The sequence below is a fragment of the Nocardiopsis baichengensis YIM 90130 genome (assembly GCF_000341205.1).
In the GTDB taxonomy this organism is placed as follows: domain Bacteria; phylum Actinomycetota; class Actinomycetes; order Streptosporangiales; family Streptosporangiaceae; genus Nocardiopsis_A; species Nocardiopsis_A halophila.
Genome location: NZ_ANAS01000031.1, coordinates 61,571 through 84,761, shown reverse-complemented (window position 1 = coordinate 84,761; position 23,191 = coordinate 61,571). Strand labels below are relative to the sequence as shown.

The 23,191-nt window shown below is 73.7% G+C and carries 19 protein-coding genes; 9 read left to right on the top strand and 10 right to left on the bottom strand.

Annotated features, from left to right (window positions below):
- Nucleotides 1–6: 6 nt before the first annotated feature.
- Complete coding sequence (gene moaA / locus C892_RS0122130; protein ID WP_026124555.1) at nt 7–996, bottom strand: GTP 3',8-cyclase MoaA; 990 nt, start codon at nt 994–996, stop codon at nt 7–9.
- Nucleotides 997–1,415: 419 nt separating this feature from the next.
- Between moaA and C892_RS0122125 the strand changes: the two genes are divergently transcribed.
- The gene (locus C892_RS0122125; RefSeq protein WP_017541709.1) at nt 1,416–2,243 is read left to right on the top strand and encodes an alpha/beta hydrolase; all 828 of its coding nucleotides are present in this window, start codon (nt 1,416–1,418) and stop codon (nt 2,241–2,243) included.
- A gap of 81 nt (nt 2,244–2,324) precedes the next feature.
- Here C892_RS0122125 and C892_RS0122120 read toward each other — a convergent pair whose 3' ends face one another.
- Together C892_RS0122120 and yczR are read right to left on the bottom strand one after the other, a co-directional pair.
- Nucleotides 2,325–4,184 carry an AMP-dependent synthetase/ligase gene (locus C892_RS0122120; RefSeq protein WP_017558965.1) on the bottom strand — a complete coding sequence of 620 codons (1,860 nt, stop codon included), beginning with the start codon at nt 4,182–4,184 and terminating at the stop codon, nt 2,325–2,327.
- A 199-nt stretch (nt 4,185–4,383) separates the two neighbouring features.
- A complete protein-coding gene (gene yczR / locus C892_RS0122115; protein WP_017558964.1) occupies nt 4,384–5,811 on the bottom strand; it encodes a MocR-like transcription factor YczR in 1,428 nt (475 codons plus the stop codon).
- A gap of 64 nt (nt 5,812–5,875) precedes the next feature.
- Here yczR and yczE point away from each other — a divergent pair, with 64 nt between their 5' ends.
- The 4 genes from yczE to C892_RS0122095 all read left to right on the top strand — a co-directional run bounded on the left by yczE (nt 5,876) and on the right by C892_RS0122095 (nt 9,963).
- Entirely contained in the window at nt 5,876–6,541 is a 666-nt protein-coding gene (gene yczE / locus C892_RS0122110) for a membrane protein YczE (RefSeq protein WP_017558963.1), read from the top strand.
- Between the two features lie 324 nt (nt 6,542–6,865).
- Nucleotides 6,866–8,656 carry a glycoside hydrolase family 15 protein gene (locus C892_RS0122105; RefSeq protein ID WP_017541705.1) on the top strand — a complete coding sequence of 597 codons (1,791 nt, stop codon included), beginning with the start codon at nt 6,866–6,868 and terminating at the stop codon, nt 8,654–8,656.
- Nucleotides 8,657–8,768: 112 nt separating this feature from the next.
- Nucleotides 8,769–9,473 (top strand): MgtC/SapB family protein, encoded by a 705-nt coding sequence (locus C892_RS0122100; RefSeq protein WP_017541704.1) that lies wholly within the window; start codon nt 8,769–8,771, stop codon nt 9,471–9,473.
- Between the two features lie 166 nt (nt 9,474–9,639).
- Nucleotides 9,640–9,963: a hypothetical protein gene (locus tag C892_RS0122095; protein ID WP_017541703.1), complete on the top strand. Its 324-nt coding sequence runs from the start codon at nt 9,640–9,642 to the stop codon at nt 9,961–9,963.
- Nucleotides 9,964–10,064: 101 nt separating this feature from the next.
- On the opposite strand, the gene C892_RS0122090 is transcribed toward C892_RS0122095, so the two are convergent.
- A complete protein-coding gene (locus tag C892_RS0122090; RefSeq protein ID WP_017558962.1) occupies nt 10,065–10,898 on the bottom strand; it encodes a DsbA family protein in 834 nt (277 codons plus the stop codon).
- A 441-nt stretch (nt 10,899–11,339) separates the two neighbouring features.
- On the opposite strand from C892_RS0122090, the gene C892_RS0122085 reads away from it, so the two are divergent.
- Nucleotides 11,340–12,011, top strand: coding sequence for a uracil-DNA glycosylase (locus tag C892_RS0122085; protein ID WP_017558961.1), 672 nt, complete (start codon nt 11,340–11,342; stop codon nt 12,009–12,011).
- A 156-nt stretch (nt 12,012–12,167) separates the two neighbouring features.
- On the opposite strand, the gene C892_RS0122080 is transcribed toward C892_RS0122085, so the two are convergent.
- Nucleotides 12,168–12,566, bottom strand: a complete 399-nt coding sequence (locus C892_RS0122080) for a VOC family protein (protein ID WP_017541700.1) — start codon at nt 12,564–12,566, stop codon at nt 12,168–12,170.
- A gap of 198 nt (nt 12,567–12,764) precedes the next feature.
- On the opposite strand from C892_RS0122080, the gene C892_RS0122075 reads away from it, so the two are divergent.
- Entirely contained in the window at nt 12,765–16,079 is a 3,315-nt protein-coding gene (locus tag C892_RS0122075) for an NACHT domain-containing protein (RefSeq protein ID WP_017558960.1), read from the top strand.
- A gap of 105 nt (nt 16,080–16,184) precedes the next feature.
- The gene (locus tag C892_RS0122070; protein ID WP_017558959.1) at nt 16,185–17,183 is read left to right on the top strand and encodes a DUF2207 domain-containing protein; all 999 of its coding nucleotides are present in this window, start codon (nt 16,185–16,187) and stop codon (nt 17,181–17,183) included.
- A gap of 73 nt (nt 17,184–17,256) precedes the next feature.
- Here the strand turns inward: C892_RS0122070 and C892_RS0122065 are convergent, their stop codons facing one another.
- Nucleotides 17,257–17,994, bottom strand: coding sequence for a DUF6882 domain-containing protein (locus C892_RS0122065; protein ID WP_017541697.1), 738 nt, complete (start codon nt 17,992–17,994; stop codon nt 17,257–17,259).
- 322 nt (nt 17,995–18,316) lie between these two features.
- On the opposite strand from C892_RS0122065, the gene C892_RS0122060 reads away from it, so the two are divergent.
- Nucleotides 18,317–18,793, top strand: coding sequence for a nucleoside deaminase (locus C892_RS0122060; RefSeq protein ID WP_017558958.1), 477 nt, complete (start codon nt 18,317–18,319; stop codon nt 18,791–18,793).
- A gap of 89 nt (nt 18,794–18,882) precedes the next feature.
- Here C892_RS0122060 and C892_RS0122055 read toward each other — a convergent pair whose 3' ends face one another.
- The 4 genes from C892_RS0122055 to C892_RS0122040 all read right to left on the bottom strand — a co-directional run bounded on the left by C892_RS0122055 (nt 18,883) and on the right by C892_RS0122040 (nt 23,092).
- Entirely contained in the window at nt 18,883–19,062 is a 180-nt protein-coding gene (locus C892_RS0122055) for a DUF1918 domain-containing protein (RefSeq protein ID WP_017558957.1), read from the bottom strand.
- An 819-nt stretch (nt 19,063–19,881) separates the two neighbouring features.
- Nucleotides 19,882–21,009: a hypothetical protein gene (locus C892_RS0122050; RefSeq protein ID WP_017558956.1), complete on the bottom strand. Its 1,128-nt coding sequence runs from the start codon at nt 21,007–21,009 to the stop codon at nt 19,882–19,884.
- A 134-nt stretch (nt 21,010–21,143) separates the two neighbouring features.
- Entirely contained in the window at nt 21,144–21,785 is a 642-nt protein-coding gene (locus tag C892_RS0122045; protein ID WP_017558955.1) for a sulfotransferase family protein, read from the bottom strand.
- Nucleotides 21,773–23,092: a cytochrome P450 gene (locus C892_RS0122040; RefSeq protein WP_017558954.1), complete on the bottom strand. Its 1,320-nt coding sequence runs from the start codon at nt 23,090–23,092 to the stop codon at nt 21,773–21,775. Before C892_RS0122040 ends, C892_RS0122045 begins: the two co-directional genes overlap by 13 nt.
- Between the last annotated feature and the right edge of the window lie 99 nt (nt 23,093–23,191).

Here is a 23,191-nt window from a genome sequence, read left to right as displayed (position 1 = left end):
CCGGGCTCAGCCCCCGATCGCCGACATGGGGCGCGCGGGCTGGAGGAAGCCTGTGTCGTCGATGCCGTGGCCGGGCATCTTGCGGGCGACCGCCGCGCGCCAGCGCTCGGCGATCTCGGCGTCGGTGCCGCCGTCGCGCAGCAGCGGGCGCAGGTCGGACTCCTCTCGGGCGAACAGGCAGTTGCGGATCTGGCCGTCGGCGGTGAGCCGGACCCGGTCGCAGGCACCGCAGAAGGGCCGGGTGACCGAGCCGATGACGCCGACGGTGGCCGGGCCGCCGTCGACCGTGAACCGCTCCGCCGGGGCGCTGCCGCGCTCCTCCGCCTCGTCGGGCGCCAGGTCGTAGCGGGTGCCGAGCAGGCCGAGGATCTCGTCGGCGGTGATCATGGTGTCGCGCCGCCAGCCGTGCTGGGCGTCCAGCGGCATCTGCTCGATGAACCGCAGCTCATAGCCGCGCTCCAGGCAGTAGGCGAGCAGGTCGGGCGCCTCGTCGTCGTTGACTCCGCGCATGAGGACGGCGTTGACCTTGACCGGCGTCAGCCCGGCCTCGGCCGCGGCCTCGAGCCCGTCCAGCACGTCGGGCAGGCGGCGGCGCCGGGCCAGTTGTTCGAAGACGTCCGGCCGGAGGGTGTCCAGGGAGACGTTGACCCGGTCCAGGCCCGCCTCGGCCAGGGCCGGGGCCGTCCGGGCCAGGCCGATGCCGTTGGTGGTCAGCGCGGTCGTGGGCCGGGGCTCCAGGGACGTGGCGGCGGCGATGATGCCGGGGAGCCCGCGCCGCAGGAGCGGCTCGCCCCCGGTGAAACGGACTTCCGTGATCCCCAGCATCGTGACACCGATACGGATCAGGCGGTGGAGTTCGTCGTCGGTGAGCAGCTCCGGTTTGGGCAGCCATTCGAGCCCCTCCGGAGGCATGCAGTACGTGCAGCGAAGATTGCACCGGTCGGTGAGGGAGACCCTCAGGTCGGTGGCCACTCTCCCGTAGGAATCAGCCAGCACGGGCGTCACCTCCCATGTTCGTCGCGGGGACCGGTCGGGTGACCGCCCGCGGCGGTGTGCGGCACTGTGGGGGCCGGGACCGCATCACCTTGGTGCTTCCCGACACACGCCACCCTAAAAGACGCGTGGTTCGTCCCGTGGTGCCGGACGGGCCGTTCTTGCGCAACTCCGTCCACTTCGGGACGTTTTCCGGCCGGGTTTCGGTCGGTTTTCCGTCTCCCGGCACAAAACCTCCTCTCCCCCGCGCCCGAGATTCGGCCGATGCCACAGCCGCCCTCGGGCGCCCTCCCACGAGTGCACCACGCCCGCCCCGGACCGGCGGGCACCTCCGCGCGGCCCGGAGCGGCGGCACCACCCGCCCCCGTGTCCACCCGCACGCCGCACGCTACCTTCGGGGGACGACAACGGAAGGAGCCTCGATGGTCGTATCGCGTGAGTGGGGCCTGCCCGGCGGGCCTGGAGGGGCGCAGCGGCTGCACGCGCGGGCCTGGGCGGCCGGCGGCGCCGAACCCGCCTGGCTGGCGGTCCTGGTGCACGGCTACGGCGAGCACATCGGCCGCTACGAGCACGTGGCCGAGTACCTGTGCGCCCGGGGCGCCGCGGTCTACGGGCTCGACCACCGCGGGCACGGGCGCTCGGAGGGCGAGCGCGTGCTCATCGAGGACTTCGCGGGCGCGGTGGAGGACGTGCACCGGCTCGTCACCCAGGCCCGCAGCGCCTACGCGCGCCTGCCGCTGGTGATGGTGGGCCACTCGATGGGCGGGCTGATCGCCGCGCGGTACGCCCAGGCCCACCCCGGGGAGCTCACCGCGCTGGCGCTGTCGGGGCCGCTGCTGGGCCGCTGCGACTTCGTGCCCGCGCTGCTGGCCCACGAGGAGATCCCGGACGTGCCGATCGACCCGGCGGCGCTGTCGCGGGACCCGGCGGTGGGCGAGGCCTACGCCGCCGACGAGCTGGTCTGGCACGGCCCCTTCAAGCGGCCCACGCTGGAGGCGATCGCCACCGAGCTCAAGAGGGCCGCGGCGGACGGGAGCATCGGCACGCTGCCGCTGCTGTGGATCCACGGGGCGGACGACCGCATCGTCCCGGTCGACGGCACGGCGGAGGGGATCCTCACCCTGGCCGGGGACGACGTCACGGCGCGCATCCTGCCCGGCGCCCAGCACGAGGTCTTCAACGAGACCGACCGGGAGACGGCCCTGGAGGAGGTCGCGCGCTTCGCCGCGCGCTTCGCCCCACAGGCGTGAGCCCGACCCCCGCGCTGCACCGGAGGGGACCGTCGGCGCAGCGCGGGGGCGGTGTCGACGGCCCCGCTCGCGGGGCGGGACTCAGTCGCCGTAGAGCCCGTCGATGGCGTCGGCGAACTTGCGGTGGATGACGCGCCGCTTGAGCTTGAGCGAGGGCGTCAGCTCCTCGCTCTCCACGCTCCACTCGTCGGCGAGCAGCCGCCAGCGCTTGACCTTCTGCACCTGGGCCAGGCCCTCGTTGGCCGCCTCGACGGCCCGGCCGACCTCCTCCAGGATGCGCGGGTCCCGGGCCAGGACGGCCGGGTCCGCGCCTTCGATCCCGCGGGCCGCCGCCCAGCCGGGGGCGACCTCGGGGTCGAGCGTGAGCAGCGCGACCGGGTAGGGGCGCCGGTCGCCGTAGGCCAGCGCCTGGCCGACCAGGGGGTGCTCCTTGAGGCGGCTCTCGATGGAGGCCGGGGCGATGTTCTCCCCTCCCGAGGTGATGAACAGTTCCTTCTTGCGGTCCACCACGTAGACGAAGCCGTCCTGGTCGATGCTGCCCACGTCGCCGGTGTGCAGCCACCCGTCGCCGTCGACGAGCGCGGCGCTCTCCTCGGGCCGGTTGTGGTAGCCCGACGCGTTGACGGGGCCGCGCACGAGGATCTCTCCGTCCTCGGCCGTGCGCACCTCCATGCCGTCGGAGGGCACGCCCACGCTCCCGAACCGGTACCGGTCCGGCCGGTTGACGGTCACGGCCCCGCAGTTCTCGGTCATCCCGTACACGTCCCGGATGAGCACCCCCAGGCCGCTGAAGAAGCGCACGGTCTCCTCGGGCATGGGGGCGGCGGCGGTGACGCAGTAGACGACGCGGTCCAGCCCGATCAGCGCGCGGATGGGCGCGAGCACCTGGGCGTCGGCCTCGGCGAACCGCTCGGCCAGTCCGGGCTCGCGCTCGCGCCCGTACTGTCCCTGCTCCATGTAGGCGCGGGCGATCCCCGAGGCCTCCTCGACCGCCTTGCGCCGGTCCTCGGGGGCGGCCGCCAGGGCGGCGGTGAGGCCGGACTGGAGCTTCTCCCACACCCGGGGCACCCCGAACAGCCCGTGCGGCCGGACCAGTGCCAGGTACTCGCCCAGGCGCGGGAGCTCCGGGCAGAAGTACAGGTGCCCGGCCACCCTGATGGGCAGGTAGGCGCTCAGCACGCGCTCGGCGATGTGGGCCATGGGCAGGTAGGAGATGCTGACCGCCCGGTGCGGTGTGGCGTTGGCCCTCAGGGTGATGACGCACTGGAACAGGACCTGGTGGTGCGTCTCGAACACGCCCTTGGGGTTGCCGGTGGTGCCCGAGGTGTACAGCAGGGTCGCGTTGTCGCCGGGGGTCAGGGCCGCGGCGCGCTCTTCGACCCGGCCGGGCTCGGCCGCGTGCAGGCGCGCGCCCTCGGCGGTGAAGTCGGCCCAGGAGACGTACCTGCGGCCGTCCCCGGGGGCGTCCGGAACCGCGTCCGGGTCCAGCAGCACGACCGTGTGCAGGCTCTCCAGGCGGTCCAGGGCCGTTCGCCACCGCTCCAGCTCCTGCGCGCCCTCCAGGACCGCCATGCGCACGCCGCAGTCCTGGGCCACGAAGGCGACCTGTTCGGGGGCGAAGGTCGCGTACACGGTGAAGGGCACCGCGCCGGCGTGCACGGCGCCCATGTCCGCGATGAGGTGCTCGGACCGGTTGGGCAGCATGAGGGCCACCACCTCGCCCGGCCCGATCCCGGCCCCGATGAAGGCCGCCGCGGCCTCCAGGGCCGCATTGCGGTACTGCGCCCAGGTGAGGGTCCTCCAGCCGTCGCCGACGCGGTCGGAGAGGGCGGGAGCCTCGCCCTCCTCCTCCGCCGTGTGCCGCAGCCAGTCCACCAGGGTCCGGCCCTTGATCTCGGCCTCCACCTCCGCGCGCTCGCGCAGGGTCTGCTCTACGTCCACAGCCGCCCTCCCGCCTCTCGAACGTGATGCACGTCACCCCCGCCCGCATATCCGAACACGGTTAGGCGAACAAGGGCAAGACCGCGGATGATCCTGTGACGCCGACGGGGCGGGCGAGGCGGGAGGGCCGAACCCGTCGGGCGCCTCGGGCGCCTCGGGCGCCTCGGGCACGGTTCACGCGCGGATCACGGACGAGCGGTCACAGGTACAGCTCCCCGTGCACCGGGGCCGGGCGCGCCATGGCCTCGCCGTAGGCCTCGAAGAGCCGGTCGACCACCTCCTCCAGCACCTCGGGGGGCTGGGTGTAGGCCAGCCGCACATAGCGCTCCAGCGTCCCCTCCGTGCCGAAGACCGGACCCGCCGCCGGGTGGACCCCGTGCCGGAGCGCGGCCTCGCACAGCGCGCCCGCGATGGGCTGGGGCAGGGTGACCCACAGCACCAGTCCTCCACTGGGCGTGGTGAACCTCCACCCCGGCAGGCGTTCGCGCAGGAGGGACACCAGAGCGTCGCGGCCGCGGCGGAGCCCGGTGCTGCGCTCGGCCCGGATGCGGGTGACGTCGGCCAGCAGCCGGGTGACGATGAGCTGGTCGATGAGCGGGCTGCTGATGTCCACGCGCTGGCGCGCCGCCATGAGGCGCTCCACCATCGGCGGCGTGGTGCGCACCCACCCCACGCGCAACCCGCCCCACAGCAGCTTGGAGACCGATCCCACGGTGAACACCCTGCCGTCGGTGTCGTAGGCGGCCATGGGTGCGGGCTGGTCCCCGGAGTCGATGGCGAGTTCGGCCACGGTCTCGTCGACGATGATCGAGCTCCCCGCGCGCTTGGCCTCGCGCACCATCACCGCGCGCTCGTCGTCGTCCATCAGGGCGCCGGTGGGGTTCTGGAAGTCCGGGATGAGGTAGGCGGCCTTGGGGCGCCACTGGCGGAAGGCGTCGGCGGCCGACTCCATGTCCCAGCCGTCGGAGGTCACCGCGAGCGTGCGGATGCGGGCCTCGGCGCGCCGGGCGCACTCCAGGGCGTGCGGGTAGGTGGGCGACTCCACCAGCATCGTGTCGCCCGGCTCCACCAGCAGGTCGGTCAGCAGCGCGACGCCGTGCTGGGCCCCGTTGGTGACGAAGATCTGGTCGGGCGTGGTGGGCAGGCCCCGCTCGACGTACCGCCGGGCGATGGCGTGCCGCAGCTCGGGCAGGCCGCGCGGGGTGTAGCCGAGCTTGCCCACGTGCGCGGAGAGCTGCTCCACGGCCTGGCGGGCGGCGTCCTGGAGGCCGTCGACCGCGGGCGAGGCGGCCACGCCCAGGTCGATGTGCTCGGCCTGGGGGACGAAGGGGGCGCCCCCGCTGCCGCCGGACTCGGGCAGCACCGTCCAGCTGCCGGCGCCCTGCCGGCTGTCCAGGTAGCCGTTGTCGCGCAGCCAGGAGTAGGCGGCGGTGACGGTGTTGCGGCTGACCCCCAGCGCGGCGGCCAGGTCGCGCTCGGCCGGCAGCCGGGTGTGGGTGGGCACCCGGCCGTCCAGGATGAGGCCGCCGATGGCCCGTCCCACCGCCAGGTAGTAGGGCCGCCCCTGGGCCCCGTCACCGACCAGTCGGGCCAATAGCCGCCCGTTGATCCGCCGCTCACCGGCCATGGCCGGTCCACTTTCGTGAATTGGCACTGTTACTCGCGTAATGCATGGGGCCAATATTACGCACATGCCCCGTTCTCTCCACTCCCCGCGCCCGCCCGCCGCCCTGCTCGCCGCCCTGGTCCCGCCGCCCCGGCCGCAACGGCTGGTCCGGCTCCTGGTCGGCCTGCACCTGTACGGCGTCGGCGGCGCCCTGCTGCTCGCGGCCGACCTGGGGGCCACGCCCTGGGACGTGCTCCACCAGGGCCTGGCCCTGCGCACCGGCCTGAGCGTGGGCACCTGGAGCATCATCGTGGGCGCGCTGCTGATGCTGCTGTGGATCCCGCTGCGCCAGCGCCCGGGCCTGGGCACGGTGAGCAACGTGGTGCTCGTAGGGCTCTCGGTCGACCTGACCCTGCTGTGGCTGCCCGACCCGCACACGCTGCCGCTGCGCATCGCCTACCTGGCCGTCGGCACCGCGGTCACAGGGGCGGCCACCGGTTGCTACATCGGCGCCCGGCTGGGCCCCGGGCCGCGCGACGGCCTGATGACCGGGCTCGCCGAGCGCGGCCTGTCCCTGCGCGCGGCGCGCACCGGGATCGAGGTGGCCGTCGTCGCCGCCGGCGCCCTGCTCGGCGGGACCGTGGGGCCGGGCACGCTCCTCTTCGCCCTGGCCATCGGCCCGCTGGCCCAGGTGTGCATCCCGCGCATGCAAGTGCCCGAACGCCAATGCCCCGGATCCCATTGCGAATGAAAGCTCCCGGGGGCGCTTCGGCGCCGGTACGCTGTCCCGGACGGACGGTGACGGCGCGGATCATCGGTCCCGTCCCCGTGCCGACCCCCCGGCCCACGCCCCGCGCGGGACCGGGGCACGGGGGGCCTGGCGCAGTAGCGTTGCAGGAACACCGGTGAAGACCCGTCCCCCGGCACCGAGGGGGAGGTGGCCCCGTCCGCCGCGGACCCGGCGGAGGGCAGAGGTGACCGAGGCTCCGGTCAAGCGCCCCCGACCCCCTTCGGAGTCGGATACGGTACGTCCGCGCAGGATGTGATCTTCATTACACACCAGGGGGTGAGCCGCGTGTCCGGCTGGATCGAGGACTATGCGCTGATCGGCGACATGCAGACGGCCGCACTGGTGGGGCGCGACGGCTCCGTGGACTGGCTCTGCCTCCCGCACTTCGACTCCCCCGCCTGCTTCAGCGCACTCCTCGGCGACGAGCAGAACGGCAACTGGCGGATCGGGCCCGCCGGCGGCCCTTCCACCGCCACCCGCCGCCGCTACCGGCCCGAGACGCTCGTCCTGGAGACCGAGTGGGAGACCGGCGAGGGCACGGTCCGGGTCATCGACTTCATGCCGCCGCGCGGCGGCGCCCCCCACCTGGTGCGCATCGTCGAGGGGGTCAGCGGCACCGTGCGCATGTCCACCGCGCTGCGGCTGCGCTTCGACTACGGGAACGTGGTGCCGTGGGTGCGCCGCAGCGGCTCGGAGCTGGCCGCCGTCGCCGGGCCGGACTCGGTGTGGATCAGCACCGCCGTCCCCCTGGACGGGCACAACTTCGCCCACGACGCCGAGTTCACCGTCACCGCCGGGCAGCGGGTCCCGTTCGTGATGACCTGGCACCCCTCCCACGTGGAGGAGTCCGAGCACCTCGACGCCGAGAAGTCGCTCTCGCGCACCGAGCGCTTCTGGCGCGGCTGGGTGGGCCGGTGCAGCTACGACGGGATCTACCGCGAGGCGGTGGTGCGCTCGCTGATCACGCTCAAGGCGCTCACCTTCGCCCCCACCGGCGGCATCGTCGCCGCGCCCACCACCTCCCTGCCCGAGGAGATCGGCGGGATCCGCAACTGGGACTACCGCTACTGCTGGCTGCGGGACGCCACCATCACCCTTGAGGCGCTGATCCGCAGCGGCTACACCGACGAGGCAGAGGCCTGGCGCGAGTGGCTGGTGCGCGCCGTGGCCGGCGAGCCCCAGCAGATGCAGATCATGTACGGCATCCGCGGCGAGCGGCGGCTGGCCGAGTGGGAGGCCGACTGGCTGCCCGGCTACGAGGGCTCGCGCCCGGTGCGCATCGGCAACGCCGCCGTGCACCAGTACCAGCTCGACGTCTACGGCGAGGTCATGGACGTGCTGCACCTGGCCCGCCGCTCCGGGCTGCCGCGCGAGGAGCACGTGTGGGGCATGCAGCGCTCCCTGGTGAACTTCCTGGAGTGGTGCTGGCAGGAGCCCGACGAGGGTCTGTGGGAGGTGCGCGGTCCGCGCCAGCACTTCGTGCACTCCAAGGTGATGGCCTGGGTCGCCGCCGACCGCGCCGTGCGCACGGTCGAGGAGTTCGGCATGGAGGGGCCCATCGAGCGCTGGCGGGCCCTGCGCGACACCATCCACGCCGAGGTGTGCGAGTACGGCTTCGACGCCGACCGCAACACCTTCACCCAGTACTACGGCAGCAAGGAGCTGGACGCCGCGCTCCTGCTCATCCCCGAGCTGGGATTCCTGCCCTACGACGATCCGCGCGTGATCGGCACCATCGAGGCCGTCCGCGACGACCTGATGGTCGACGGGTTCGTCATGCGCTACCGCACCGACCGCGCCGGAACCGCCGACAAGCTCCCCGGGGACGAGGGCGCGTTCCTGGCGTGCAGCTTCTGGATGGCCAACGCGCTGCTGCGCATCGGGCGCGAGGCCGACGCACGGGAGCTGTTCGAGCGGCTGCTCTCGCTCCGCAACGATGTGGGCCTGCTGGCCGAGGAGTGGGATCCCAAGGCCGGGCGGCAGGTCGGCAACTTCCCGCAGGCCTTCAGCCACGTGCCGATGGTGACCACCGCGCTCAACCTGTCCAAGCACGACGGGCTGCGGCGCTGCCGCTGAGGCGGGACGCCTCCAGAACACGGTCGGGCGCGCGCCCCGCGGGGTGCGCGCCTGACCCGTGTTTGGGGGCGCGCTGGGGTGGTGCTCGCCCCTGTGCGGGTAGTGCACCCCCATGCTCGACGTGTCCGACCAAGGCTGGGAGCAGCTCCTCGCCCTGCTCACGGCGCTGGTGCTGTGCTCCCTCATCGGCCTCGAACGCCAGTTGCGCAACAAGAGCGCCGGGCTGCGCACGCACACCCTGGTGGGCATCGGCGCGGCCCTGTTCATGCTGGTGAGCAAGTGGGGCTTCGGCGACGTACTGGACCGGGACGACGTCGCGCTGGACCCCTCCCGGCTGGCGGCGCAGATCGTGTCGGGCGTGGGCTTCATCGGCGCGGGGCTGATCTTCGTCCGCCGGGACGTGGTGCGCGGCCTGACCACGGCCGCCACCGTGTGGGTGGTCGCGGCCGTGGGCACCGCCGCCGGGGCGGGGCTGTGGCTGCTGGCCGCCGCGGTGACCGCCGTGCACTTCCTGGTCGCCTACGGCTACCCCGTCCTGACCCGGCGCCTCACCCGGTCGGCGCCGGACACCACGGTGTTCGAGATCGAGTACCGGGACCGGCACGGGGCGCTGCGCGGGATCCTGGCCGAGGCGACCGCGCGCGGGTTCGACGTGCACGACGTGCGCACCCGGCGCGGCGACGACGGCGGCGCCCTCATCGGGCTGGTGCTGACCCTGGTCGGGCGGGGCGAGGTGTCCGGCCTCACCGCGGCGCTCGCCGGGCTGGAGGGGGTGGTGTCGGTGCACACCGCCGACCCGGACGACGTGGAGGGGTGAGCCGCGGTGCGCCCCGCGGCGCCCGGATCCGCCCGGGGAGACGCCTTTGACCTGGGCGGACCCTTCCGCCATGCGGCGTTCAGGGTAAGGATCACGCTCGTTCGGGACGGCCTGCCACAGTGGTCCGTCACGGTGCCGGGCGCGAGCGGGGGCAGGAGGCACGGGCATGCATCCGACGACGCGGCAGGACGGCCGGGAGGACCGGCCCGAGCGCGCGGGCCGCTGGCTGGCCGTGGTCGAGGAGTCGCTGGGCCGGGGCGAGCGCGTCGTGGCCGAGACGCTCCACTGGACCTATGAGGACCGGGACGCCGCCCGGGCGGCGGCGCTGGAGCTGGCCCGCACGCACGCTCTCCCGGGGCCGCTCTCGCCGCGGGGGCGCATCATCACCCGGTCCGGGGAGGACTGCTACCGCGTCTACGTCCACGGCGGCAGCGCCGTCTCCCACTTCACGGTCCGGGTCCTGCAGATCACCCAGATCCGGGCCCTGTGAACGGGGGCGGGGCGCAACCCGTGGGCGGTCCGGGGCGCCGTCCCCTCGCGGGCGCCCCCGACCGTCGGCCGCACCGTCCGACCGGGCCGGTACCGCGCCCGCTACCGCGGGGCGGTGGTGACCTCGCCGGGATCGGCGTCGAGAATGCGGGCCCGCAGGTCGGCGGTGTACGGGTCGACGGACTCGCCGTTGATGTAGACCCCCGGAGTGCCGGCGAAAGCGTCCGCGCCGCCGTACCTGTTCATCACGCCGTCGGTCGCCTTGATCAGGGCGTACGCGGCGCCGCTCCCCGCGCCGGGGCCGTTCACCTCGGCGTCGGCGGCGTCCATCTCCTCCTGGAGGCGGTCGGGGAACCCCGGGTCGTCGATGCCCGCCTGCGCGCCCAGGCCGGCCAGCTCCTCAGGGGTGAACCCCTCCTCGCCCTCGGCGGGCTGCCGCTCGAACAGCAGGTCCTGGTACTCCAGGTAGTGCCCGTACTCGGCGGCGACGATCGCCGCGGCCCCGGCCCGGACCGAGTTCTCCGCCAGGACGCCCCCGCGCTTGGCGAAGACGCTGACGGGCCGGTAGTGCACGATCGCCTCGCCGGACTCGCCCATCTCCTCCAGCAGGCCCTGCCGCTCGGTGTGGAACTCCCGGCAGGCCGGGCACTGGAAGTCGATGTAGACCTCCACCACGGGGGCCTCGGCGCCGGGGTCGGCGTGCACGAGGCTGCCGTCGTCCTGCAGGACCTGCAGCCCGTCGGGCGACACCCCCGGCCCCGCGCCTTCGGGCGCCCCGGTGCCGGACGGGCCCTGGCCCCCGCCGCGCAGGAGGAGGAAGCCGCCGACGGCGGCCACGAGCACGAGCACCAGGCCACCCGCCACGAGTCCGATGACCAGGCCGGCCGTGGACTTCTTGGGCGGCGGCCCGCCCGGACCGGGCTGCGGATAGGGCACCGGGCCTCCGGGGTGCCCCTGCGGCGGGTACGGCGGCTGCGGGGGCCCACCGGGCCCCGGGCCGTAAGGCGCGCCGAAATGCGCGGGCTGTCCCGGGTACCCGGGCGGCGGGCCGTAAGGCGTTCCCGGAGGCGGCCCCTGAGGCGGGCCGCCCGGAGGCCCGGGGACGGGGCGGCCCACCGGTCCCGGCGGGGGTCCCTGGGGTGGGCCGGCCGGAGCAGGTCCGTGCTGCGGATGCCGAGGGGGCCGGTCGCCGTCGGGCTGCTGGTTCACGTGCTGCTCGCAATGCTCCGGGGTCGCTGGGAGCGGCCCGCTGGGGCCGCGTGGACACGATAACCGCTCCGCCCGGCCGGCGACGCGGCTCCGGCGGGAGCGCAGGATCCCCCGGGAGTTCGGCGGATCCGTCCGATTCGGTCCCTGGGCGTCGCTAGGTTTGTCGTCATGGGACGACCGCTGAACGAGATCATGGACAAGGGCTGGGCCCAAGCCCTGGAGCCGGTTGCGGGGAAGATCGAGGAGATGGGCGACTTCCTGCGCCAGGAGGTGGCCGCCGGGCGCACCTACCTGCCTTCCGGGGAGCACGTGCTGCGCGCCTTCCAGCAGCCCTTCGAGGACGTGCGCGTGCTGATCGTGGGCCAGGACCCCTACCCCACCCCCGGACACGCCATCGGGCTGAGCTTCGCCGTGGCCCCCGACGTCCGCCTGCCGGGCAGCCTGCGCAACATCTTCCAGGAGTACGCCGACGACCTGGGGCTGCCGATGCCGAGCAACGGCGACCTCACGCCGTGGACCAAGCAGGGTGTGCTGCTGCTGAACAGGGCGCTGACGGTGATGCCGCGCAAGCCCGCCTCGCACCGGGGCAAGGGCTGGGAGGAGGTCACCGACCAGGCCATCCGCGCGCTCGCGGCGCGGAACACGCCGATGGTGGCGATCCTGTGGGGCCGCGACGCCCGCAACCTGCGGCCGCTGATGCCGGACGTGCCGTGCGTGGAGTCGACCCACCCCAGCCCGATGTCGGCCAAGAACGGCTTCTTCGGCTCGCGCCCCTTCAGCCGGGCCAACGCGATGCTTCAGGAGCAGGGCGCGGACCCGGTGGACTGGCGCCTGCCCTAGGGCCGTTCCGCGGATGCCCTCCGGCGAGCGGGCGGCCGCCCGGAGCGGCGCCCGCAGGGCGGGGCGGAGCGGTCCGTCCTATCGGCCCGCCCCATCGTTCCGCCCTTGCGGTCCTGCTCCTCCGGGGCACCGTCCCACGCCGCCCCGGCCGCCTGTTCACGCCTCGCGGCCGGTGACCTCGGGGATCTCCTCGTCGCTGATCTCGATGCAGAACTCGTTGCCCTCGGGGTCGGCCATGAGCCAGAACCCGGCCCCGCCCTCCCGCCGCAGGTCCTGCAGGACCGTCGCGCCCAGGCCGACCAGGCGCCGCATCTCCTCGTCGCGCCGGGTGCCGCGCGGTCCCAGGTCCAGGTGGACCCGGTTCTTGGCGGACTTGCCCTCGGGAACCCGCAGGAAGAGCAGTTCGGGGCGCCCGTCGGCGCCGGCCACGAACGCCTCGTCCCCGCCGGGGACGCCGTCGGGGTGCACCTCCCCGCCGACGGCCTCGGCCCAGAAGCGGGCCAGGGTGTACGGATCGGCGCAATCGAAGGTGACCGAGCGGATATAGGACGTCATCCGGCCTCCGGGGAGTGTCGCGCCGCCGGGCGCCGGGGCCCGGCGGCGCCCGCAGCCCCTGCGGCTCAGGGCTTTTCCGTGGCATCCTCGCATCACCGGACACGAGGACGGAACCGGATTCGGGCCCCCGCCGAGCGCCCCCGCGCTCGGCCGCCCCCGGCCCGGCCGCCGCCCGAACGCGAGGAGAGACCACCCCCCATGGCCAAAAGGCAGCTCAGCTACGCGGACGCGCTGAAGGTCCTCGGCAAGGACGAGCCCGCCATCCTGGACTTCGCCGAGAAGCTCGTCGACGGGGGACTGGGGGCGCTGGGCGTCCCGGACCTGTTCGGGGTGCGCAGCGAGCTGGTCAAGAAGGGGCGCGAGGCGCTGCGGCCGCTGCGCGAGAAGATCACCGGCGTCGACCGGATGACCCGGATGGAGCGGATCGAGGCCGCCCTGAAGATCATCGCGGTCGAGGCGTTCTTCTCTGCGGTGGACGAGGTCCTGGACACCCCCGACTGCCCGCTGTCCCTGAAGGACCTGCGGCTCACCCGTGAGTCCCAGCTGGAGATCGCCGACGGCGTGCGCCCCTTGGACGGGGACGTCCTGCGGATGGAGGACGGCGTGCTGGCGGTGTCCGAGGAGAGCGCGTCCCTCCTGGCCTACGGGCCCCACCGGCGGACCGTCCGCTCCCTGCGCGCCCACGTGGAGGGGACCGAGGCGTTCGCAGCGCTGGACGAGGCCGGGCGCGAGGCGGTGCGCTCCCGGCTGGACGTCGACGCGATCGCGCCGAAGACGGCCGCCGGGTACGCCGACAGCCTCCTCGGGCTCGCCGCGGACGTCCCCGAGGTGCGTATCTGGGCCCAGATGCAGGCCCAGCGGCGCACCGACGCGGGCGTGGAGCGGATCGAGACCGGCCTGGCCGCGCTGCGCGGCATCCTGGAGCAGGTCTCCTCCGGCCCCGCCCCCGGGCGGCGGCGGGAGGAGCTGGCCGCGCTCTACCGGGCGGTGCTCGACCGCCCGATCCTGCGCACGGCCGCCCCGGGGGCCGGGGTGCCCACGTCCGCCGAGGCCTACCTCTCTCCCCGGGGGAGGTTCACGTGGAACGTCGTGGAGGCGAAGCTGTCGTCGGAGCAGTGGTGGCGGCAGCACGCCGGCGCGCACGACGACGTGCAGCTCGTCCTCGCCGGTCTGCTGACGCAGAGGGTGGCCACGCGGTACCCGATCACCGTCCTCGGCCACCCGGGGGCGGGCAAGTCCAAGCTGACCGAGATGATCGCCGCGCAGCTGCCGCCCTCGGACTTCCTGGCGGTCCGCGTGGAGCTGCGCGGGGTGCGGGCGAACGCGCCGATCCACGACCAGATCGACGACGGCCTGCGCGCGTCCCTGCACACCGGGGTGTCCTGGCGGGACCTGGCCGACGGCGCCGACGGCGCGCTCCCGGTCGTGATCCTCGACGGGTTCGACGAGCTCCTGCAGGCCACCGGGGTGGACCGGTCGGACTACCTGGAGCAGGTGCAGGAGTTCCAGCGGCGCCAGGAGGCCCTGGGGCAGCCGGTGGCGGTGATCGTCACCAGCCGGACGGTGGTCGCCGACCGCATGCGGGTCCCGGAGGGCTGCCCGGTGATCAAACTCGAACCGTTCAGCAGCGCGCAGATCGGGCGGATGCTGGAGATCTGGAACGACGCGCACGAGCAGTCCCTCGCGGCGCGCGGCCTGTCCCCGACCCCGCTGGAGTCGGTGCTGGCCTACCGCGAGCTGGCCGAGCAGCCGCTGCTGCTGATGATGCTGCTCATCTACGACTCGGACACCAACGCCCTCCAGGGCAAGGAGGGGGCGCTGTCGCGCTCGGCCCTGTACGAGGAACTGCTGCGCATGTTCGCCGACCGGGAGGTGGACAAGCACCGGTCCAACCTCACCGACGACGAGGCGCACCAGGCCGTGGAAGGCGAACTGCGCCGCCTGGAGGTCGTGGCGCTGGCCATGTTCACCCGGCACCGCCAGACCATCTCCTCGGAGGAGCTGGACAAGGACCTGGAAGCGCTGTTCCCGGACGCCGGCCTCCGTCCTGAGGAGACCGGTCTCCACGGCGCGCTGAGCGACGCGGACCAGGTGCTCGGGCGGTTCTTCTTCGTCCACGAGTCGCGTGCGGAGGCCCGGGACCGCACGGCGAGCGTCTACGAGTTCCTGCACGCCACGTTCGGCGAGTATCTCGTGGCGCGGTACCTGGCCGCCGTGCTGGAGGGGCTGGTCGAGGACCGGCGGGAGGAGCGGAAGCGCTCCAGACGGCGACGGACTTCGCGTCCGCTGGACCACGGGGAGCTGTACGCCATCACCTCCTATGCGGCGTTCACCTCGCGGGCGGCGGTGGTGGAGTTCCTGGACGACCTCTTGGAACAGCGTTTCAGGGAAGAGCCGGGCGAGCGCTCGGAGTACATCGACCTGCTGCTGATGCTCTTCCACGAGGCGCCCTACGCACGCCCCTCCCAGGAGTTCGAGGGGTACGAGCCCTGGCGCGCGACGGTCATGTACCGGCAGGCCGCCTACTCGATGAACCTCGTGGTGCTGCTGGCATGCTGCGGCGAGGAGCTGGACCTGGCAGAGCTGTTCCCGGAGGAGGACCGGATGCCCTGGCACGGCTGGCGGAGAGCGGCGACGTACTGGCGCGGGCTCATGGACGAGGAGTGGCACGGGTTCGTGGACACGGTCCGCATCCGGCACATGGGCGACCTGACGCGCGCGACGACGAGCACGTTGGAGCGTGAGCGCGGCGAACCGGTGGTCGTCGGGGAGTGCCTGGGCTTCGAGATCAGCCCCGAAGGTCCGGGAGATCTCGACATCATCGATCCGTACGGGATCACGGTCCCGTACGACGGGGTGACGTCCAAGCTTCTGCGAGGCATCGCCGTTCGCGCGAACGGAACGGCGGCACGCATGATGCTGATGCTGACGCCGCTGCTCAGACACGTGAACGAAGAGGCGCTGAACTGGTACGCGGACCCGGAGGAGTCCATACGGACGTGGAGCGAGACCCATGACGTCCTGCGTCTCCGCCTAGAACCGGTCGGGGACGACGGGTTCGGACGCCTGAACGCCTACCAGAGGCTCCTCTCGACGCAGGAGCTGGGCCGCATTGAGCTCTTGACGTTGCAGCAGGCCGCCGAAGACCTCGACGCCGACGCGTCTGGCAGGCTTTCGCTGGAGACGGAGTTTCCGGGAGCCCTCTCCCACATCGTCCATCAATTCCTTGAGAACGTTCGTTCCGTGGTCCCCGGACCGAGGCTCGCACCAGAGGAGTTGAACCTGGTCTTCGAAAGGCTCGATTCGCACATCGGAGGACCGGCATTCAGGGAAGACTGCCGTCAGCTGATCGCGAACGCAGAACACAACCAGGACCGAGGTGAATCCGACCAGGAGCCGCAGCGCAATAGGTGGGTAAGGCCAGGGAGAAGAGACTCACGCCGCTTCAGCAGCAGATTCCCCGAGAGCGAGAGGTCGTACTCGGGCATGAACGCCAACTCCGGGGCCTGGTAGCGCCGGGGCGTGCTTCCGGGCGCTACCAGGCCGCGACACGGAGCACGGGGAGATGGTGCCTGCGGAGCACGCAACCTGGACGCCTTTCCGGGCATCTAAGGAGGCATGGACTCCACTCTCCCCCGTGTCCGTACCGGTGTCCCTCCCCTCGCACCCGCCGCGGCCCCGGCCTCCCGGCGCTCCGCGCGTCGGGCGGTCACCGCCACCGCCCTGTGCGGGGCCGTGGTCGCCTCGTTCGCATCGCTGCCCGCCGCCCCGGCGCTGGCCTCGGACGAGAACGCGGCCGACGGCGCCTCTGGAGAGCGCTCCATCGTCGCCTTGGACGTGGACGTGCGCGTCGGCCGGGACGCGGCCGTCCGCATCACCGAGCGCCTGACCTACGACTTCGGCGACGACGGCTCACCCGTGCGCCGACGGCTCCCGCACCGGGGGAGCATCGCCGGCTCACGGGAGATCGACCTCGGGCTGCGCGATGTGCAGGTGGTGGACACCGACGGTGTGCGCTCCATCGAGGTCGACGAGCGGAACAACGCGACGGAGGTCGTCATCGGCGAGCGCGACGAACCCTTCAGCGGTACCCGCACCTTCGCCGTCGCCTATACCTACGAGAGCGTGATGGTCCGCCGGGACGACGACAGTCCCCGCCTGTTCCTCAACGCGGTCGGCAGCGAGTGGTCGCTCCCGGTCCGGGACGTCACCGTGGAGATCGACCTGCCCGAACGGCCCGAGGGCGTCGACTGCTACGCCGGGGTGCTCGGCAGCACCTCCCCCTGCTCCTCCTCCGACACCGGCGGCGCGGGCGCGTCGTTCACCCAGGACGAGGTGCGTCCGGGGCAGGCGATGAGCGTCGACCTGGTGCTGCCCGAGAGCGCCGTCGACACGGAGCTGCCCACCCTGCAGGAGGCCGACTCCTCCCTGGACGGGCTGTGGCCGCTCTACGCCTTCGGGCTGGGCGCGGTCGGCCTGGCCCTGGCCTTCATCGTCTTCGGCGGCCGCTCGCACGTGGGCGGTGGCGGCGGCACCTGGGGCCACGGCGGCATCGGAGGAGGCGGGGACGGAGACGGCGGTGCGGGCGACGGAGGAGGGGGTGGCGGCGGGGACTGACCCCCGCCGCCACCCCGGGGCCGCATGCACGTTCGCCGAGCGGCTTCAGGGGGCGGTTCCGGCGGGCGGGCCGTCAGGCCTGCTCCGCCTCACCGCCCGACATCTTGCCGTCGATGGTCGACACCCGGCCCTGCTCGTCGAAGCCGACGGTGGCCTGGAAGGCCGTCCCCGAGAGGTCGAGCCGGCTCCCCGACGGGTCGAACTCGGCGGTGAGCCCGCGCCGCACGCCGTAGGAGTACAGGGCGCGCCGCACGTCGCGCAGCGGGAGCCCGGACAGGCCCTCCTGGATCACCCGCATGACCCGTGGGCCCTCCGCGGCCGGGAGCGCGAAGTCGGGGTGCTCGATCATGAACGAGGCGTGCGTCCCCGAGCCGACCTCGGCGGTGTAGGAGGTCCAGCGGCCCGCGACGGCCTTCGCGGCCTCGGTCATCAGGGCGGCGACCACCCGTGGGTGGTCGGGCGCCCCCGGGAGCGCCCCGAACGGCACCTCGGGCTCGGCCAGCTCGGGGATCCCGTGCTCGCGGCCGAAGTCGCGCACGGCCGCGCTCAGCGCGGTGACCGCCTCGGGGTAGCCGGACGGGTTGGCCCAGGCCCAGAGCCAGGAGCCGGGGCCCGGGGCGGCGCTGCCCAGCAGGTGCACCCCGGTGCAGGCCAGCTCCTGGGCCCCGGTGAACCGGAACCGCGGCTGCTGCAGGTCGACGTGCCAGTCGTGCTGCCCGACCACGTCCTCCAGCCGCAGCTGGTGCTCCAGGGAGAGGAAGGCCGCGTCGTCGAGGAGGTCGGCGAAGGAAGGAGACGAGGATTTCGACACGCCGCGAGACTAGGGGGCGCCTGTGACAGCGTCGAATCGGACATCCCGCCCGTGATGCCCGCCGCCCTGCGACCGCGGCTGGACCGCGGCTCCGCGATCGGGGCCCTGTGTCCGGGGCCCTGTGTCCGGTCCGGAGCTCCGCGTCCGCCCCTGATTCCGCCCCACGTCCGCCGTGACCCGTTCCCGCCGTCGGGGCCGCCGTCCGGCACCGACGCCGCCTTCTGCGGCAGAATGCCCCCTGACTCCCTGTCCCTATCGCTGTTCTCCTGCTGTTCTGGCAATCGGGCCGCACCGAGCGGCCCCTGACGAGAGGCGGTCATCCATGGACGCCACCGACCTCGGGCACCTGCGCCGCTGTGTGGACCTGGCCGAAGAGGCACTGGACGCCGGAGACGAGCCGTTCGGGTCGGTCCTGGTGTCCGGCGACGGCGTCGTCCTGGCCGAGGACCGCAACCGCATCGCCGGCGGCGACAGCACCCGCCATCCGGAGTTCGCCCTCGCGCGCTGGGCCGCCGAGAGGATGCGGCCTGAGGACCGCCCCGCCGCGACCGTCTACACCTCCGGTGAACACTGCCCGATGTGCTCGGCCGCGCACGCGTGGGTGGGGCTGGGGCGGATCGTCTACGCCTCCTCGAGCGAGCAGCTCACCGGGTGGCTGTCCGGACTCGGCCTCCCCGCTCCCCCGGTCCGGCCGCTGCCCATCCGGGAGGTCGCGCCCGGAGTGGCCGTGGAAGGGCCCTCCCCCGAGCTCTCCGAGCGGGTGCACCGGCTGCACCTGCGCTACCACGGACGCGCCTGAGGCCGCCTGAGGCTCGGGGTCGGGCGGGTTCCCGTGCCGCGAGGGCAGGGAACCCGCTCCAGCGCCGCCCGATCCGCTCCTGGAGGCCGTCAGTCCTCGATCATGCAGTCCGGGCCGGGGAAGATGAGACTCTCGTGCCCGTCCTCGAAGCGGACGAGGTAGGGCGGTTCGCCCTCGGAGCCGCGCACTTCGATGATCTCGCCGGCCTGTCCCGCCTGTCCGACGGTCTTGCCCTGGATAAGGATCCTGTCGCCGACGTTGGCCTGCATACGGGAACCTCCGCCTCTGCCGTGCTTCGCCGGGCACCGCGCGCTGCACGCACGGCGCACTCCTCCCGCTCGGCGCGCACCGTCACGCACTGTCGGGCGCCGTCACACGCCGGCGCCGTGCGGCGAAGAGTATCCGGCGCCCGGGCCCCTGGGAACTCCCGACGGGGTTCGTCAGGGGTCACCGTTCGGCCGACCGGTGCCCCTCCCCTACCCAGGATGTGCCCCACGCCACATGCGCGCGGCCCGGGGTTGAATCTGACACCCGTGTCAACTCCCAGGGCCCCCAGGTATGTACGTCGATTCGGTGAAGACCGGAGACCCTTCGGCCCGTATCGGGTTCAGCCGCGGGTCGCTGCGGTACTGCGGTACTACGAGCAGCAGGGGCTCGTCGGGTCCCACCGCCTCGGCGGCGGGTGCGCAACATCCGCGAGCTCCTCTCCTCAGGGCCGCCCATCGCCGACCTGCCCCCGCCCGCCCCCCTGCCTGGGCCTAGAGCCGTCCCCGGAGCACTGCCACCGCGCCCTGGGAATCTACCGGCGGAGCCTGGGCGAGCAGGACCCGAGGATCTCCGACCCGCCTGGCCCCGGGGGGAATCGCCGTCGAAGACCACAACGTGTCCGGCACGGACGTGCGCGGCCGTTCCGGGGACATGAAGAGGACCGTCCTTGCGGCCGGTCGAACCGCACCCGGAGATCTCCTCCCGGACGACGCCTGCGGCGCCGGTATCGGATGGCGGGCACCTCCCCCGTCCGCCACCGACGGCGAATCAGGAGGCCCGCCCCTCTCAGGAGCGGGCCCTTGCTCCTGAACAGGGGAACGTCACTCCCCTGCTGCGCTCCAGGAGCCGGTACCGTAAACGAAGCCGTGGTCGGTGAACACGTCCGGGTCGCCCTGCTCGAAGGCGGTCCCGGCGGCCACGGCTCCCCCGCCGGGGACGGTGTCCACGGCGGCCATCGACAGGTCGTACTTCTCGTCCGACAGCGGCTGCCCGGTGGTGGTGCCGTCGGCGGCGATGTGCACCATCACCGGGTTCCACCCGCGGTCCACCACCCACAGGCCGCCGTCTCCGGCGTCGGCCACCGCGGTGTAGGACCCGGGCTCCCCGCCGGTCTCCACCGTCCACTCCCTGCCGTCGTAGCGCCCGACGAGCGGCCGGTGGTGGTTCATGTCCTCGCCGTCCTTCCAGAACAGGTGGCCCACCGCGACGACGTCGTCGGCCGAGCGGGCGAGGACGTCGGTGAAGACCGCGTCGGACTCGCCGGAGGGCAGGTCCACCTCCGGGACCTCCATGGGGCTCCACCGCTCGCCGTCCCACCGCTCGGCGCCGGGCTGCCCGTCGTCCCGGGAGCCGACCGCGAACACCGCGTCCGGCCCTGCGGCCGCCACCGCCTGGGACACCGAAGGGGCCGGGTAGTCGCGCCAGATCTCGCCGTCGAAGAACACCGCGCGGTCGTAGCCGTCCACCGGCCGGGACAGCATCCACACCGCATCGGTGTCGGCGGCCGCCAGATCGGTGGGGTGCAGGGCGGGGTCGATCCGCGGGGCGGTCCAGGAGCCGCCGTCGCGGTGCAGGACCACGGCCTGCCCGCCGGGGGTGGTGCCGGCCGCCCACACCTGGCCGCCGACCGCGTCGGCGGTGTCCGGCTCGACGGTCGCGCCCTCGGGGACGTCCTCCGGGGTCCACTCGGTGCCGTCCCACCGGTGGATCCGGGTGGCGCCGGGGCCCTGGGCGCTGTCGTCGCCGAATGCCCACACCGCGTCGGGGCCCGCCGCCGCGACCGCGGTGAACGAGCCGCCGTCCTCGGGCGCCCCGTGGACCTGGCGCCACTGGGCCGCGTCGGCGTGGGCCGGACCCGCCAGTGCGGTGGCGGCCAGGGCGGTGGCGGCCACCGCCCCCGCCGTCCCCGCACGCCGTGCCTTGGTGACCTGGGGGGTCGAATCCGCCATTCCTTCACTCTCCGCTCAATGGGCGATACGTATCATCACGTATGACGCCCGTCACGCCGGACGCGTTGGCGCGGCCGGTGAGAAAATCGGGCCGAATCCGCCGGTTCGTCGGTGTTCCCGCCCCCTGGCGTCTTCTATCGGCGGCCGATGCGCCGCCGCACGCGCGCGTGGAAGTCGGCGGCGTCGTTGCTCCGGGGGTAGGGGGTCCCGGGCACCGGCACTCCGAGGAAGGAGCACAGCGGCCCCCATCCCTCCTCGGCCCGGAACACCAGCAGGCGGTCCTCGGGAACGGCGGCGATCACGCGCTCCCGGTGCTCGGAGAAGACGGACAGCGCGTGGGATCGCTCCTCGAAACGGCCGTGGAAGGCGCCGTCCCAGATGAGCTCTTCGGCGAAGGCGGCGACCTGTGCAGTGTCGCCTTCCAGGCGGCGCCGCCTCCCCTGCTCGTCGAACCGGCTCAGGTACAGAGTGCGGTAGGCGCTGCGGTACCAGGCCTCGGGATCGCGATCGGTCAGGACCACACGCGCCCGGGGAAAGGCGCGCACCAGATCGCCGACGAAGGCGCAGCCGGGCCAGCCGAGCGTCGAGGCGTAGCCCGCAACGGCGCGGCCCACCGATTCGCGCCCGGCCGCGGCATCACGCCAGGCCCCCAGGCGCTCCGGGCGGTCGTAGAGCTCCCCCATGTGGAAGACGGGCCCGAATCCGAGCTGCGCCAGGGCGGTGTGCAGGGACATCGTCCCGGTTCTGCCGAACCCGGCGCCGATCACCCCGACCATCGCGCTCCTCCCGGACGCTCCTTGCGCACGCGGGCCCACACGCCTCTGGGCTGCAGAGCCAGGGCGGCGCGGGGCCGCACCCCGTCGGGGTCGACCGGTTCGAAGCGCACCCGGGCGCGCAGTTCAATGGCGATCTCCTCGATCTCGCTCAGGGCCATGGACGCGCCCAGGCACCCGCGCGCCCCGGCACCGAAGGGGAAGTAGGCATAGCGGCGGGCGGGTCCGGCGCCGTCCAGCCACCGTTCGGGGCGGAAGCGGTCGGGCTCGGGGAACCAGCGCGCGTCGCGGTGGGTGACCCACTGGCTCAGGCCGATCACCGTCCCCTCCGGGAGCCGGTACCCGCCGAACTCGACGGGCCGCACCGCGACTCTGCTGATCACCCACGCGGGCGGGTACAGGCGCATCGCCTCCTTGGCGGCCGCGGCGGCGTAGCCGTCGGCGCCCGCCCCGCGCGCGGAGCGCGCCAGGCCGGCGTCGGCCTCGGGGGCGGTGCCCAGGCAGTGCACCAGCCAGGTCAGGGCGTCGGCGGTGGTCTCGTACCCCGACATCAGCAGGGTGGCCAGCTCGTCCCGGATCTCGGCGAAGGGCGCGCGGGGCCGCTGTTCGACGAGCCTGCCGAGGGCCGTGGCGCCGCCGTCGGGCTCGTGCTCCCCGACGATCCGCCGCAGGGAGGAGTCCAGCGCCCGCATGGCGCGGCGCAGGGAGAGGTTGACCGGCGTGGGCATCCACGCCGGCAGCCGGACGGCGCCGGCGGTGAGGCGCATGACGGCGGCCACGGCGTCGGCGAGCGCGTCGGCGTCGGCGCCGAGGGGGCGCCCGGTGATGTGCACGGCTCCGACCCGCATCGCCAGCCGGGACATCTCCTCGTGGACGTCGACGGTCTGGCCCTCGGTCCAGGAGTCGGCCGTGCGGGCGGCGGCGTCCCGGGCGCAGGCCCGGAGGCCGTCCAGCCGTTCGCTGCGGAAGGCGGGCTGCAGGCGGCGCCGTTTGCGCTCCCAGTCCTCGCCCTCGCTGTTCATCATGGCCAGCGGGAAGCCGGTTCCGCCCCGTCGGCGCTCCCCGGGCCGCACCTTGACCAGGGCCCGGTCGCGGTCGACCAGCACGCGGCCGACGTCATCGGGGTGGGCCAGCAGGACGTTCGTCGGGGTGAGCGCGACGGTGTCCCCGTACTCGTGTGCGCAGCGGGTCAGGAACCCCAGGGGGTCGACGGCGAAGTCGGCGGCGTTGGCGGCGCCGCTTGCGCGTGAGGGGCCCGGCGGGCGGCGGTCGTGCGGGGACGGTGCGGAAGGTGTGGGCGGGGCGGGCATCCCACCTCCTGCTGCGGGCCGGTGCACGGAGCGCGGGGTGCGTGCGGGGCGCGTGCCGCGGGGGTCGGAGAGCGCGCGGGCCGGGCTCGCCCGCGCGCC